This window comes from Muricomes intestini, assembly GCF_004346165.1.
Taxonomy (GTDB): Bacteria; Bacillota; Clostridia; order Lachnospirales; family Lachnospiraceae; genus Muricomes; species Muricomes intestini.
Genome location: NZ_SLZZ01000002.1, coordinates 244,733 through 260,057 on the forward strand (window position 1 = coordinate 244,733; position 15,325 = coordinate 260,057).

General features: G+C 42.7%; 13 protein-coding genes. 2 read left to right on the top strand and 11 right to left on the bottom strand.

The features are described from left to right. Positions 1-108 precede the first annotated feature (108 nt). The gene (locus tag EDD59_RS02780; RefSeq protein ID WP_132378667.1) at positions 109-1,167 is read left to right on the top strand and encodes an AraC family transcriptional regulator; all 1,059 of its coding nucleotides are present in this window, start codon (positions 109-111) and stop codon (positions 1,165-1,167) included. A gap of 128 nt (positions 1,168-1,295) precedes the next feature. Here the strand turns inward: EDD59_RS02780 and EDD59_RS02785 are convergent, their stop codons facing one another. From EDD59_RS02785 to EDD59_RS02825, 9 genes are all read right to left on the bottom strand, one after another. Then, positions 1,296-2,660: an alanine/glycine:cation symporter family protein gene (locus tag EDD59_RS02785; protein ID WP_132378669.1), complete on the bottom strand. Its 1,365-nt coding sequence runs from the start codon at positions 2,658-2,660 to the stop codon at positions 1,296-1,298. A 232-nt stretch (positions 2,661-2,892) separates the two neighbouring features. Further along, positions 2,893-3,867, bottom strand: coding sequence for a helix-turn-helix domain-containing protein (locus EDD59_RS02790; RefSeq protein WP_243117320.1), 975 nt, complete (start codon positions 3,865-3,867; stop codon positions 2,893-2,895). Between the two features lie 173 nt (positions 3,868-4,040). Further along, positions 4,041-4,661 carry a DUF47 domain-containing protein gene (locus tag EDD59_RS02795; protein WP_132378673.1) on the bottom strand — a complete coding sequence of 207 codons (621 nt, stop codon included), beginning with the start codon at positions 4,659-4,661 and terminating at the stop codon, positions 4,041-4,043. Positions 4,662-4,679: 18 nt separating this feature from the next. Then, on the bottom strand, positions 4,680-5,750 hold the full coding sequence (locus EDD59_RS02800; RefSeq protein WP_243117321.1) for an inorganic phosphate transporter: 1,071 nt from the start codon (positions 5,748-5,750) through the stop codon (positions 4,680-4,682). A gap of 388 nt (positions 5,751-6,138) precedes the next feature. Then, entirely contained in the window at positions 6,139-7,305 is a 1,167-nt protein-coding gene (locus EDD59_RS02805; protein ID WP_132378675.1) for a M20 metallopeptidase family protein, read from the bottom strand. Positions 7,306-7,322: 17 nt separating this feature from the next. Beyond that, the gene (locus EDD59_RS02810; RefSeq protein ID WP_132378677.1) at positions 7,323-8,717 is read right to left on the bottom strand and encodes a YfcC family protein; all 1,395 of its coding nucleotides are present in this window, start codon (positions 8,715-8,717) and stop codon (positions 7,323-7,325) included. Between the two features lie 329 nt (positions 8,718-9,046). Further along, the gene (locus EDD59_RS02815; protein ID WP_132378679.1) at positions 9,047-10,066 is read right to left on the bottom strand and encodes a zinc-dependent alcohol dehydrogenase family protein; all 1,020 of its coding nucleotides are present in this window, start codon (positions 10,064-10,066) and stop codon (positions 9,047-9,049) included. Between the two features lie 44 nt (positions 10,067-10,110). Then, positions 10,111-11,019: a glycyl-radical enzyme activating protein gene (locus EDD59_RS02820; protein ID WP_132378681.1), complete on the bottom strand. Its 909-nt coding sequence runs from the start codon at positions 11,017-11,019 to the stop codon at positions 10,111-10,113. A gap of 15 nt (positions 11,020-11,034) precedes the next feature. Beyond that, positions 11,035-13,377 carry a pyruvate formate lyase family protein gene (locus EDD59_RS02825; protein ID WP_132378683.1) on the bottom strand — a complete coding sequence of 781 codons (2,343 nt, stop codon included), beginning with the start codon at positions 13,375-13,377 and terminating at the stop codon, positions 11,035-11,037. Positions 13,378-13,689: 312 nt separating this feature from the next. Between EDD59_RS02825 and EDD59_RS02830 the strand changes: the two genes are divergently transcribed. After that, a complete protein-coding gene (locus EDD59_RS02830) occupies positions 13,690-14,673 on the top strand; it encodes a LacI family DNA-binding transcriptional regulator (RefSeq protein ID WP_132378685.1) in 984 nt (327 codons plus the stop codon). Here EDD59_RS02830 and EDD59_RS02835 read toward each other — a convergent pair. Both EDD59_RS02835 and EDD59_RS02840 read right to left on the bottom strand, forming a co-directional pair. Then, positions 14,667-14,966, bottom strand: a complete 300-nt coding sequence (locus EDD59_RS02835; RefSeq protein ID WP_243117322.1) for a type II toxin-antitoxin system PemK/MazF family toxin — start codon at positions 14,964-14,966, stop codon at positions 14,667-14,669. The genes EDD59_RS02830 and EDD59_RS02835 overlap by 7 nt on opposite strands. Then, positions 14,966-15,217 (bottom strand): AbrB/MazE/SpoVT family DNA-binding domain-containing protein, encoded by a 252-nt coding sequence (locus tag EDD59_RS02840; RefSeq protein ID WP_132378687.1) that lies wholly within the window; start codon positions 15,215-15,217, stop codon positions 14,966-14,968. Before EDD59_RS02840 ends, EDD59_RS02835 begins: the two co-directional genes overlap by 1 nt. Positions 15,218-15,325: the final 108 nt, after the last annotated feature.

Below are 15,325 nucleotides of genomic sequence, written 5' to 3' on the forward strand. Positions count from 1 at the left end.
ATACTATAAGAAATTCAATTGGCGAGAGCCAAACAGTGAAAAAACTGTGGGTTTTTGAGCTTGGTTCTGAATAGTTACACTCATTTTAAAAAGAAAGGAGGTTCCGGCATGAATGATCCAGTATTAAATCTGCCAGAACTATGCCGTCAGATTATATCCAGCAGCAGTAAGGAATTAGCTCCTGAGCATAGGCTTGGACCCCGCCTGGTATGCCCGGAATATTCCAAATCTATTCCGGAAGTAAAGACCTATCCTCTGCCAACCGATGAGCGTATTTTTGCACTTTGTTGGAATATTGCTTCTGATTCCACTATTTATGCCACCATGTGCCCTTCTCCAGAGCCCTTTCGTTATCATCGTTCCTTTGAATCCGGCACTATAACTCAGCTCCACACCCACGATTACATTGAACTGGCCTATGTAGTGGAGGGAGCCTTCCACCAGAAAATCCTCGGCAATAATATTGTTTTTCAGAAGGGAGAGCTGTGTCTGGTTGATAAGAACTGCCTGCATCAGGACTATCTGCGCGAAGAGCCCGCTGTGATTTTGTTTCTTGGAATGTCAAATGACATGTTTTCAGAAATTATGGATGAAAATATTACAACGCAAAAAATCATTGCCTTTCTCCAGTCAGCTTTAATGAAGCAGAAGGATGTCCGGCAATATCTGCACTTTACACCGGGGAACACGGCCGGTCACGAGATAGAAGATTATTTTTATCTGCTTTTGAAAGAGCTGCATGAAAGAAATGTTGGTTACCGCTATATATGTAAAGGAATTCTGCTTAGAATTTTCCGTATTCTGAGTACCGAATACGATTTTTCACTGTCCGGAGAGCAGCGGCGGACCATGAGTTGGATCGTCTTCGAAGAAGTTTCAGAGTATATTCAGCGCAATTATGCCCATATCACAATTCAGGAACTGGCGGACACCTTCCATTTCCAGGAAGATTATTTTAATCGTCTGATTAAGAACAATACCGGACTGACCTACTCTGCATATGTCCAGCAAATCAGACTGGAGAGAGCGGAGCAGCTTTTAACCGACACACAGAAAAGTGTAGAAGAAATTTCAGAGATTGTGGGATATCATAATAAAGGATATTTCTATAAGATCTTCCGGGAGAAATATGGGACGACACCTTCAAGATACAGAAAAAACTCATAGGAAAGTAGCCCGAATAGAGCGGATTTCGAATGTTTTCAGGATTGCGGGAGCACAAAGTACAAAGCAATCCGTAGGTATTATGGGGCAAAAAGACTTTTGCCCCTATCATCATTATGTTCTGAATTGCATTATTTTTTCTTCAGAAATTTCTTGTAATAGTCGTCGTGTACCGACTTAATTACTTTACTTAGCATAAACAACGCTAGAATGTTCGGAATTACCATCATGGAGTTGAAGCAGTCGGCCATGTTCCATACCAAGTCTACCTGTGCCAGGGAGCCCAGTACAACGCATACCGCCACCAGCACAGCATATATCCTTACTGCTTTTGTACCAAATAAGTATTTTACATTGGCTTCGCCGAAGAAATACCAGCCTATGATTGTGGAAAATGCAAAGAACAACAGACAAACCGCGATAAAGATGTCTCCTCCTTTTCCGTACAACGTAGAAAATGCGAACTGACTCAGTTCTGCGCCTGTCTTTCCGGATGGGATTGACTTTGTAGTAATAATTACAAGTGCTGTCATGTTCAGAACGATAAAGGTATCAATGAACACCCCTATCATTGCCAGGAATCCCTGTTCTACCGGATGATCCACTTTTGCTACAGCATGTGCATGAGGTGTGGAACCCATACCTGCTTCATTGGAGAAAAGTCCTCTGGCAACGCCTTTCGTGAGAGCCAGTTTAATAGTTGCGCCTACTGCACCGCCGGTCACTGCTGAAGGCTTGAATGCACCGACAAATATTGATGCGAATGCATATGGGATATTTTTGTAGTTGTAGAAAATGACAATCAGTGATCCTATGATATAAAGAACCGCCATAAACGGTACTATGATTTCTGTAACCTTTGCAATTCTCTTCATGCCGCCCATAAATACAAACAGTGCGATGATTGCTACAATTACTCCCATCACCGGCTGTGGGATGCCAAATGCTGTGTTAAAGGCCGATGCAATCGAATTGGACTGCACCGCATTTCCCATGAAGCCAAGTGCCAAAGTAATCAGTACAGCAAAAATCCCTGCCAGGACTTTTCCAAATGTGCCTTGAAATGCTGCCCGGATATAATATACAGGCCCTCCTGTCACTTGTCCGTCCTTACCAACCTGCTTATACTTCTGTGCCATGACCGCTTCTGCAAAAATCGTCGCCATCCCCAGAAAGGCGGCAATCCACATCCAGAAAATTGCACCCGGGCCTCCAATTGCCAAGGCTGTCGCTGCTCCTGCAATATTCCCGGTACCTACTTGTGCAGCGATTGCTGTCGCAAGAGCCTGAAAAGAGGACATTCCGTCTTTCCCTGCTTCCCCTTTCTTGGAAAACAATCCTCCGAAAGCCCTTTTCATTCCTTCTTTAAAACCTCTCACTTGAATAAAATTTAACCGTATTGTGAACCATGCACCACCGGCCAAAAGCAGGATAATCAAAATGTAGTCTGCAAGATAATGCTGGATCGTCAATACGATATTGTTCAGTGTTTCCACACCAAAACCCCCTTTTCCAATTTATATTTTGTTTAAAGCCTTACTACAGCCCCCCTTCTTAATTTATATTTTGTTTAAATCCTCTGTTGCCATGATAACATTATCACATTCTTTAATCAACATCTTCTATATGTTTATAGATTTCTTGTGTACTTTTCACATATTTTCTATTTCTATGCATAAAAAAAGCAGGGACATAAGTTCTCTTCTCTGCCTTCTTTTTGGTTTACATTCAGCTTTTTCGAAGCATTGCAGCAATACCGCATACCGCGGCGTACAAAACACCTGCACAGGGCCAGATAACCCAAGTAATTTCCCACCTTCCTGTAAGGAAACTCGTCCCCAGGTATATAGCTGTTGCTGTACACCAATATACCTTTGACAGGTTATCATTTCTTTTACTCTCAAGTTTTTTGCTTCGTGTATAATCCCCTTCTTCCAGGAGCTTTTGATAACTTCCATAAATCATGCCGGACCATACAAATAAGAAAACAGCAAAGGCTATCAATACAAGCAGAATAACAACACAATAAATATATACCATATCCGTTGAATTAAAAGCAGCTGCTATCATAATGGGCACAGCGCTGACGATACAGAGTGCAACACCAGAGGCTATACATCTCTTATAGACCGGCTCAAAATCATTACGTTTTGTCTCTGCAATTCCAGCCACGCCATATTGCAGGTTAAGGGACTCCTTTTCCAAGTATTCAAATTTGTCCAGCTGCATCCCAATCAGGATAAATACTGCAACAGCTCCCGCTACTATCAAAAGCAGAACTGTCACCCCGATCCCTCCTGCCATATCCTCTGTAATACCTGTCTTCCGATATTCTGACAACCCACCCAGCAAGATTAAAAGCACTGGTGAAAGGATGCATGCTGCAACTGCCGCCGCCATTTTTTTGGATACCCCGTCAATCAGTTCCATATAGCTGTTGGCTTCTTGCAGTGAAATCGTTCTTACGGTTTCATTGTTGTAATCCGGTTCTTCATCCGAAATTGTTCCAACGCCGGCCTCGTCCTCCAGCTCATCCTTTAATAAATAATCAGTACTCACCTCGAAGATTTCACTCAACTTAATAATTTTATCCAAATCCGGGATTGCTGCAGTGCTCTCCCATTTTGAAACTGACTGTCGTGAAATATTCAATTTCATTGCCAGCTCTTCCTGAGACCAACCGTTTTGTTTTCTATGCTTCATTATCTTCTCCGCCAAAATCATAAAACTTCACCTCACATAAAATTTATAGCTTACGATATCGCAAAATACTCTCTTAAGATAGTGATATTTTAACAAAAAGATTGGTTGCCGGCCACCAATCTCACTTGGAAATTTGTCAACCGGCAGTTGCACCGCAAGAAAACACTCCCTTTTTAGCCATTTTTCATAATGACCATTTCCATTACATTCGCCACATGCTCGCAGGCATCACAGCAGTCTTCCATTAAATCAAAAATCTTGCTCCAAGCAAAAATCTGCATGGGGTCGCTTTCCTGCTCAAAGAGTTCCCTGACTGCGGTCATATATAAGCGGTCGCCCTCCTCTTCAATTGTATTAATCTCAATAATTTTTTCCTTAAGTGTAGTTGATTTATGGAAATTTGGAAATTCTTCCACTGCAATCTTTAACTTATCGCACATCTTTACAATGATATCTGCATAAGTATTTGCGTCAGTCCGGAGGGTCTGGACATTATACATGTGCATCCGCATCACAATTTCCTCAATCTTGTCTGTTACATTATCCAGGTGATGTGACATATCGATAATATCCTCTCTGTCAATCGGAGGTATAAATTCTTTCGCCAGGCGCTCCATCATCTCATGCTTAACGTCATCCTCTTCATTTTCTATCTGATGCATTAATTCACATTTTTCTTCAAAAGTTTCGGGAGAAAATTCTCTGAGTGTTTTCTTCAAATGCTCTGCCGCTTTGCAGGAACATTCAACCATTCTGTTAAAGTCATCAAAATAAGGACTCTTTCTCTTTGCCATAGTGTTTATATCCTTCCTTTAAAAAAACATTGTAAATAGTTTTGCCATTGCAAAACCTATTAAACCACAACCGGGAAATGTTAATATCCAGGTCAGTACCATCTCCTTCACTACACTCCAGTCTACCCGCTTAATGCTTTTTGCAGCACCTACCCCCATAATTGCCGTAGTCTTTGTATGGGTCGTAGAAACCGGCATTCCGGTAAGGGATGAAACCAGCAGGCATCCCGCACCCGCCAGGTCCGCTGCAAACCCCTGATAAGTTTCAAGTTTGACCATATCCATTCCCACAGCTTTAATAATCTTATAGCCGCCGATGGATGTCCCAAGTCCCATAACCAGGGAGCAAATTACAATCAGCCAAAAGGGGATTTCAAACATACCTGCATTTGTATCTCCATTATTGAGGGCTATACCCAACAGGAATACACCCATAAATTTCTGTCCATCCTGAGCACCATGCATAAAGGCCATGGCCGCGGCTCCGCCAATCTGGGCATTTTGGAATATTCCGGTTGTCTTTCGCCGGTCAACCTTGCTAAATATAAGGCCGATCAGCTTTACCACAACATATCCCAGAACAAATCCCAGAACCGTAGATAGTACCAAACCATAAATTACCTTTAGCCATTCACTGCCATTTACGCCGCCAAGACCTCCATGCATAGCTATAGCCGCCCCCGTAAGGCCGGCAATCAAAGCATGGCTTTCACTGGTCGGGATGCCAAAAGCCCACGCCGCAACAGCCCACAGTACTATGGCAACCATCGCCGCACATAATGCCACCAGTGCTTGGTGGGCATTGTCCCCAAAATCTACCATATTATAAATGGTCTGGGCTACATTCTTATTGATTGCGGTCATTACTAAAATTCCCAAAAAATTGAATATAGCCGCCATAGTTATCGCCGGCCGGGGTGGTATCGCTTTTGTTGACACTGCCGTAGCGATGGCATTGGGGGCATCAGTCCAGCCGTTGACGAGGATAACTGCCAGCGTTAACACTACTGTAATTAAAAGGGCAGGGTTGTCCTTCGTCTGCGCCAAAAATTCGCCAAAATTATACATTTTCATTTCCTTCCATAACATTTAAAGTCGTCCTTTTAATAATCATATATTAAATCACTTTTGTCAACAGATTTTTCTATCTTTCGACTATAGCAGTTATCCAATGTCTAGATTGCTAATTTATGTTAAAGAAAAGAAGCAGCCGTATAAGAATCATATAAAATAAGAACTCCGCAGCTTTGCAAAGTCAGGACTGCGGAATTCTTATTTTTCAAATATTATGATGTATGGAGCAAATGGTATTTTGCCCTCCTGATACCTACGGGTTGCTACGCACTTTGTGCTCCCGCAATCCTAAAAACATTCGAAATCCGCCCTATTCGGGCTACTTTCTCATGTTTTGCGGGTCCCAAAGTCATGCTTTTTCATGCAAGCATGAAACGCATGACCTTTTGACCCTGGTATCATATTATATTTCATCCTGTGTAACCAACACATACTGTACAAATAGAGCAGCTCCGTTCACCATTGCCTCTTCATCCAAATCAAAACGCTCACTGTGAAGTGCATAGTTCTGGTCATTTACTTCATTGCGGCACCCTACAAATGCAAGGCATCCCGGTTTCTTTTCAAGCAGCCAGGCAAAGTCTTCACCACCCGGGGTTTTTTCATACCTGACGAGCCCCTCTTCTCCCAGTATATCCCGCACAGCGCGCTCTGCTCTTGCACTACTTCCGGGTTCGTTGATTGTTGCGGGCGTTCCGCGAATGAACTCATACTCATACGTTGTACGGAACGTTTCACATGTCCCGGCAATCACCCTTTCAATTTTTTCCGGCAGTATTTCCCTTACCTTGGGGTTAAATGTGCGCACTGTCCCCAACATTTCCACATTATTCGGGATTATATTGGCTGCTGAGCCTGAGTGAATGGAGCAAACACTGATAACACAAGTATCCCTCGGGTCAATTTCGCGGCTTACAATAGCCTGCAGATTATTTATAACAGCTGCGGATGTAACAATTGGGTCCACAGTATCCTGGGGCATGGAGCCATGTCCGCCCCGGCCCATAATTTTAAATTTTATGGTGTCTGCAGAAGTAAAACGCGGACCCTTTTCCACAGATATTCCCCCTGTCTCAATGTACGGGAAAATATGGATTGCAAAAAGGTTATCACACTCCATCACCTCAGTATTATTCAACAGGGTTTTGGCTCCCTGGATTGTCTCCTCCGCCGGCTGAAAGATAAAACGAACTGTGCAGTTGACTTCCTCCTTATGCTCGCTTAAAATCTTTGCGGCGCCAAGCAGCATAGACATATGAGAGTCATGCCCGCAGGCATGCATCACCCCTTCGTTTAACGATTTAAACGGCAGATCCTTTACCTCTTTAACAGGGAGAGCATCTATATCCGCACGAAGGCCAATGACAGGATGCTTTTTTGTACCCTTAAGGGTAGCAATCACACCTGTCTTTGGCAGTCTGTTGTAAGGAATTGATAATTTGTCAAGTTCTTCGCAGATTCTCTCTGTAGTTGCATACTCCTGCCAGCTTAATTCCGGATGACTGTGGAAATGCCGGCGCAAATCGACAATGTATTGTTTTTCGGCCAAAGCCCGCTCATAAGCTTTCATCTTGAATCCCCCTCGGCTTATTGATAGTTGGTGGCAATCGCAATCCCTAAGAATGCAATCGCGATAACAGTCAGCACAATCTGAAGCGGCCAGAGGAACTTATACCATTTGCGTAAGGGAATCTTTGAAACAGCAAGGAAAATCAAAAGTGTCCCATTCGTAAACCAGTACATATTGGCAAATCCATCCCCAAATTGATAGGCTAAGGTTGCTGTTTGTCTGGTGACGCCAATCATATCCGCCAGTGGGATGAGAATAGGCATAATTGCGATTGCTTTACCGCTGCCAGAGGGAATAAGGCCGTCTGCCAACAGGGTAACCACAAATATGCCTATTGCAGCAAGCCATGGGGAAAGACCGCCCAGCGATTTTGAAAAGAAATTGATGATAGGATCAATCAGCCCGCCCTGGGTCATAATAACCTGAATCGCACGCGCAAGTCCAATAACCAGAGCTCCATCCACTGCTCCCTTAGCACCCTTCACAATGCTGCCGGTGGTCCCATTTACGCCCAAACGCCCGACAAGACCTCCCAAAAGGCCGCCCGCCAAAAATACAGCCGAAAGTTGATCCATCTCCCAACTATAATTCAAAACTCCGAAAATAGCCACAACAAATGTAATTCCAAAGATAATTAATGCCAAAATCTGATGCTTTGTCATCCTGCTGTCCTTCAGAGAGCTGTAATCTCTTTTAAGACTGCCGTTATCAATGCCGTATACAATGCTTTTGGCCGGAGCCTTTTTTACCCGGGCAGCATATATAAGTATATAAATCATGATAACAGTCTCTACAACCACTAACGCAATCAGACGCAGCCACATGCCGGAAAACATAGGCAGCTCTGCAATTTCATGGGATATTCCCACAGTGTAGACATTTGTCGGGGATACTGCAAAGCCCATCATACACACAAAGGCGCTGGAAGCCATCCCCACAACGGTATCATAGCCCAGCGCAAGGCAGATAGATACGATAATGGGAACGAAAGGAATAATTTGCTCGGCCCAGCCAAGAAATCCACCTATTGCCGAAAACAGCAGCATAATAATCAGAAGAACGACCGGGCTCCCAAACTTATCTGATGCCCGCAATATCTTCGATATTCCCTTATCCAGAGCTCCCGTGTCCAGATACACCTGCACAAACCCACCCACGAGCATGACAAGAAACATAATACTGGCGGCACCCACAAGCCCCTGGGGTATAGCAAGGAAGAAGTTTCCGATTGATACAGGTGTCCTTTCCACCTCATGAAAACTGCCTTCAACAACCATAGTGCGTCCATTTTCCTCAACGCGTTCAAATGCTCCCGGAGAAATAAAATAGGATGTAACTGCACACACCAGCATTACTGCAAATAGAATGACAAAAGGATTCATGCCGGATGACTTTTTCTTTACCTTCTCCATGCTGTTATCTCCTCTTGCTTTTATATAATTTCAACATTTTATTCAGTTATGCATCAGATTATTACATTGTAAAAGCCCTATTTTGATATGATGCTGATGTGCGGCCGCAAGAAGCTTGTCAAAATCCCCCTCGCTCCAAACTCATCCATAATATTCTGATAAAAATTATGTGACATTCAGTAGGGCAGCCAAGCCAGGTTGGTCCTCCTGAATCATTTTCAGAAACTATCTGGGCAATCTCGCTTCGGCCTATGTAGGGATGGCACCGAATGATTACAGAAAGGTCACGCAGACATTTGATTAAGGAGGAGCAGTATCTCTCTGCCCACCTACTTGTTTGGGAAAATCATCATCTTCCCATTCTTTCCACGTATTTCAAATACTCTATTGATATCATCCAGTGGCAGTCTGTCTGATATCAATTCTGCAAGCTTTATTTTTCCGGTATTTACCAGATTTGCTGCCCGCCCATGAGAAAATGGATTTACATATGATGCTGTCACAGTGATTTCCTTTTGGAAAATCTCATATGGTTTTACCGGAATCTCGCAATCTGGTTCTGTCAAGCCAAATAGTAGCACATGCCCGCCATTTCCAATGTATTTAAACGCATCCAGCATGGTTTCTTTTCGTCCTACACACTCAATCGTTACGTTAATCTCACGGATTCCTTTTTCTTCCAACAGTTCAAACGGTGTTTTTTCCAGAGGATTTACCGTATAGTCTGCACCCAGTTTTTTTGCCATCTCACGTTTTGACGCCACAAGTTCGGACACGATAACAGTAGCGGCCCCGGCCAATTTTGCCAATTGCAGCATGATCAGTCCGATGGTTCCCCCTCCAATAATAAGAACCGTATCACCGGTACGGATGCCTGCCCTGTCGATACCATGCAGACAACATCCTAATGGCTCACACATAGCAGCCTCCTCAAAAGACACCTCTGATTTCAGCACATAAACCTGCTCTTCTTTTACTTTGCAAAGCTGCGCAAAACCACCATCGTAAGTAACCCCTGTTGCAGAATAAGATTCACAGAAATGTGGTTTTCCTACTTGGCACGCATAGCATTTACCGCACATAATGCTGGGGTCTACAGTAACATGGTCTCCAGCCTTCACTCTTCCTGCGTCGTCTCCGACCGCCTCTACGACTCCTGCAAATTCATGCCCCAGCACTACCGGTGGAAAACAATCGGAGGCGCCCTTTGCCCCATCATAGATGTGGATATCTGTCCCACAGATTCCTGCCGCCATAACACGGATCAGCACTTCATCCCCCTTAATCACCGGATCCGCTTTTTCTTCTACTTTTACTACGCCTGGTTCATAAAACACTGCTGCTTTCATATCCCTATTCCTCCCTGTCTATATCATTTTCTATTAACTGCACGTTAACTTTCCTGCAATCTGAGACAGCCATAAGACTCGACCTTTTCATAAATTCTTCTTTTTTCTTTTGCCTCAATCGACTTTAAATCCGGCAGACTATACTCCTCTCCAATCTGCGCCGCCTTTCCCTTCGCCATATCGTGATACATCATCAGATTCACTTGATCAATATTGTCATATTTGCGGGACAATTCGGCAATACTGCGGTAGTGGATTTCATTATCGTTGATACCGGGAATAATCGGGCACCGCAGATACACATGGCTTTTATGTCTGCCAAGAGAGTCCAGATTCTTCAGTATCAATCGGTTATCAACTCCCGTATATCGTCTATGTTGCTGTTCATCTGTCATTTTATAGTCAAACAAGAACAAATCCACATATTCTGCAATGGTCAAATATTTTTCTTCCGGTGCCTGCCCGGACGTATCCAGGCAGACATGAAGCCCTTTTGCTTTTGCCTTTTTCAGCAACTCCAGCAAACACTCAAACTGCAACATTGGTTCACCGCCGCTTACCGTAAGACCGCCGCCGCTTTTCTGGTAAAAATCCCAGTCTTTCATAACAGTTTCAATGATTTCCTCGCTGGTCATTCTTTTTCCGTAAATCTTTAGTGCGCCGCTTGGGCATGTATTAGCACAGCAGCCACACTGCACGCAGTTGCTATAGTCAATTTCGTGGCAGCCTTTTTGAGTTATTATGTGAACATCGTGTTTACATACTTCCTGACACTTCCCACATCCCACACAATTCTTTTCCAGAAAGCCCAGCTGTGCTTTTGTCTTTTTAGATTCCGGATTGTGGCACCACACACAATCCAGCGGACATCCTTTCAGAAAAATTGTGGTGCGGATTCCGGGACCATCATGCAGTGCGAATCTCTGCAGATCAAACACCATTAATTCTGCCATTCTTCTTCCACCTTATCAGTTCAATGTCCGGTTTAGAATATCCAGCTGTACATCATCTGCCAGCTCTACATATCTTGCGCTGAATCCTCCAACGCGTACAATCAGATTCGAATACTTCTCCGGCTCTTTTCTTGCATTTTCCAAATCTTCTTTTCCTACTACATTAATCATTGCCTGTGTGCCTCCACGGCCAAAATAAGAATCCAGCAGCGGAAAGATAACCGTCCTTCGCATAGTATTAAAGGTTTCTTTCGAGAACTTCATATTCTGAACAGTACCAAAATGGATATCTCCTCTAGCTTTCAGCAGGGAATTCACAAATGCTGTCACTCCATTCTTGTCCATTCCTGCAGTTGGATTATTTGCGTTTGACAAAGGATCTCCTGCACGCCTTCCATCTGGTGTTGCCCCTGTGTTTCTTCCATAAGTTGTATTGTCTCGGTTATTGATGTTTACCATTCCAAAGCAGTCCAGTCCGTAATATTTTCCGGAAATGTCCAGCATAATAAAGCATACCATCTCATGAACCGCTTTCATCATATTGTCTACTTCTTCCAGGTCATTTCCAAACTTATCTGCACCCAAAAGGACTGCATGCTCTTCTTCATGACCGGCAAAATTAATCTTCAGAACATCCAACAGTTTTTCTGCTGTCATGGCTTTATCTTCATACACGCATTTTTTGATGGCATATAGAGAGTCCGAGCAGGTGACAATACCATAGATTTCATCGCTCCCCCCACATTTTACAGTGCCGCCGCTAATGATACCTTTTCCTGCATCTATACAGCCATCATACAAGATATTATGAAGATTTAAAGACATATCCTCTGCAATAATCTCATAACCACGGGAATGATTCCGTGCACTTACATCTGTCAAATAGGCCACATTCTTGCAAAACGTATCCCATAGTTGATCAAAAGTCTCATAATCTGTCAGTTTTGTGTCATTTGGAGTCAGCCTGTATTTTCCTGTGGAATCATATCCGCCATTCATGGTGCCCCACAAAACATTTGCCAGATTCAAAACGGAATTTGGGCTTATGATAATCCTATGGTCAATTGTAAATTCTCCACATCCCAGCGGCATCCAGCCCAGCGCCTCTTCATAGCTGATACCAAAGACTTTCATAACACCCGGAATGACATTTTCATCTTGATATAACATAGGATAGGTCGTTCCCTCTCCGATACAATCCATCGCTTTTTCATACAATTTTGGGTTCATGCCTTTATACATGCGAAGTGTTAACTGAGGTACAATATCCCTTACTCTTCTTGATACTTCCATGATTACCATAGCAAGCTCATCTGCTTCTTTTGGGTGTTTTCTCCCCAATCCGCCGATAATAACCCTGTCATCAGTCACCTGTTCTTTTACAATCATCAGCTGCCAAAAACTTGTAAGTAAACGGATAGCTTCTTCCTCATCAAGAATTCCTTTTTTTATATCTTCTGTATAGTACAAAGCCAGATAATCATCCATCCGTCCCCACTCGCGGGTACCATCGATCAATGAGTAGATAATCACAAGCTGAATTGCCTCCCGGAAGCTTCCCGGTTTTTCCGTAATAAGTTTCCGGCAGATTCTTTCCATTTCCTTAAGATCTTCTTTGCGCTGTTCATCTGTCTCTGTACGGTACAGCCCTGCTGCCTGACCGGCATACCATTCTAAGGTTTTCATGATGGTCTTTAATGCCATGCGCATGCCTTCATAGAAATTCGGATCATTTTCCGGATGTTCTTTTTGTTTCTCTTCCGTCAGATGATAGAGACCACGGAGTCCATAATCCAGCAATTTGTGATAATCCAGGAAAATTCCCGCAACCCTTTGCAGTGCAGCCGCAGCATGAGGATAGTTTGCCAAATCCAGAACATTCCCGTCCGTAACACCGCCTGTGACCATGTAGACCTTATCTGTGGGATTCATTTCCGCCAAAAATTTCTTTGTTGAAGTATGATCTACCCAGAATTCACGAAGTGCTTCTAATCTGCTGCGTTCCTCCTTTGTAATGGATTCATCTGCTATTTTTTCGTCAAACCAGTCAAAGTTCATAGCAAATCCCCATTCACTGTTGATATACTGCGCATTCATTCCCAACGGAAAGATATCTGCTCTCCCGCAGAAAAGGTCGTTTGGCATAATGCCAAGCATAATCTGAGGAAATTGTGCATCCAGACATTTCGCCTCGCGGATTGCCGGATGGTCATTCTTACATTTCTGATAGACCTCCGTGAAATCTTCCATATGCTTCAAAAGTTCCTCAAAATTCAAACGAGGTTCATTGTTGTAAATTGTTGCATAACCACTGTAAAAATCTTTTGTACGGGTTTTATAGGCCTCTTTCCAATACATCTATACTTCTCCTCTCTTTAGATTGCACGGCTGGTTAAACGTTTATCCTGATTTAATTCTAATTTATAAGATGCCAGATGTCAATTGGCAAAATTTCATATTTATCCATCCTGTTTTTTGTCCATTATCACATGCCGCAGTTGACTTTCCCATTCTTTTTTATTAAAGTAATGTTTATGATACCAGGGTCCCAAAGTGCGAAGCAATCCGTAGGTATCAGGGGGCAAAATTCCTTTTGACCGCTACATTATTTTTATAAAAGATTATTTTTATAAAAGATTATTTGTATAAACGTTTCACTTGGAGGGTTCTATGAGCACGATCAAAGACGTTGCTAAGCATGCGGGTGTATCCATTGCAACCGTATCCTACATTATAAATGGTACAAAGCCTATCACTGCTGAGACTCGCGAACGGGTCTTACAGGCCATTGAAGAATTGAATTATGCACCAAATCAGACTGCAAAGAGTTTTAAGACCGGCCGGAAAAACATCATTGCCTTCATTGTCCCGGATATATCCAACAACTATTTTGCCAATATTATTGACTCACTGGAAAATGAGCTTAGAAAGTCCGGATATAATCTGATTCTGACAAATACAAAAGAGTCAAAAGAAAATGAAATCCAGCAATTAAAATATCTCGCTTCCGGTATTGCCGATGGTATTGTTCTTGCATCTGCTGCGCAGGATTATGCTGAAATCGAGTCATATATCCCCGAAAGCTTTCCGGTTGTACTGATCGACCGTAAATTAAAAAACTGTCCCCTGGATATTATAAATGTCTCAGATGCCAACGCCATCACCACAGGAATGGAACAGCTGCTGCGTAAGGGGCACACACGCATTGGATATATCGGAGATTTTCCGCATTTGAGTACTGCCAAAGAGCGGTTACAGTTATACCTTGACTTTTTAGAAAAGAACAATATGCCTATTGTCCAAAACCTTATCAAAAATACCAATTCCCTTTCCCACGAAGCATATTATCTGACAGGTGAACTGCTGAAGGAAGAATGTACGGCTATAGTAGTTGGAAATAATGTTATGACAGCTGATGCCTATAATTATCTGGCAAACCACAGAGAACTATCTTCTGGTGTACAGATTCTCGGATATCAGCATAAAGATTTATCCCATCCTTTTTCCACAAAAGATGGGATAATTGTCCTGAACGAAAAAGATATGGGGATTGCCGCCGCACAGCAGATTCTGAGCAGAATCCAAATGCCGGAACAACCACAGAGAGAAATTATTATTTGTAATCAATATGCAGTCAGTATAACCCCTCAATAATCAAAAATACCCTGAATTGCATCTGTGATATTAATAATGTCTGCATACTTTATCCTGCCGGTTTTTTTAAATCCTCTAACGCGTAAGTCTAATAAACGCATCTGCTCACAAAGTACAAACCCACTAATATCTTCTGCCTTAATACATATATGCAATGGATCTAAACCTGCACTTTTAATTATTGGACAGACAATTGCTTCTTCTGATTGATTAAAAAAGTTTTTACTTACCACAAGAACCGGACTATTTAATTTCTCTACTTTTAGTATGTCGCCTTGTTCGATGACTGGCATTATATCTTCTCCCACTCCTCTCTTCCAACCGGCTCGTTCCATTCAAATTCGTCGTACGGTCCGATTCCTTTTCCCAATTCCTCTGTCCTTTCCTCCAAAGTCTTGTGTTTAAACGTCTTTCTAAGCACAATATCTCCATCTATCAGCTCTATATTGAGAATATCATTTGTATGAATACCGGCACTTTTCAGTATATCCTTTGAAATCCTGATTCCCTGGCTATTTCCCCATTTTTTAACTTGAGCAAACATATTATGATCAACTCCTTCCTTTCGCTTAGTATAAACATAGTATATACCGTTCACTGTGAGGAGTCAATTCACTATTCCACCCAAGTTCTGTTTGCCACAAACTAATGA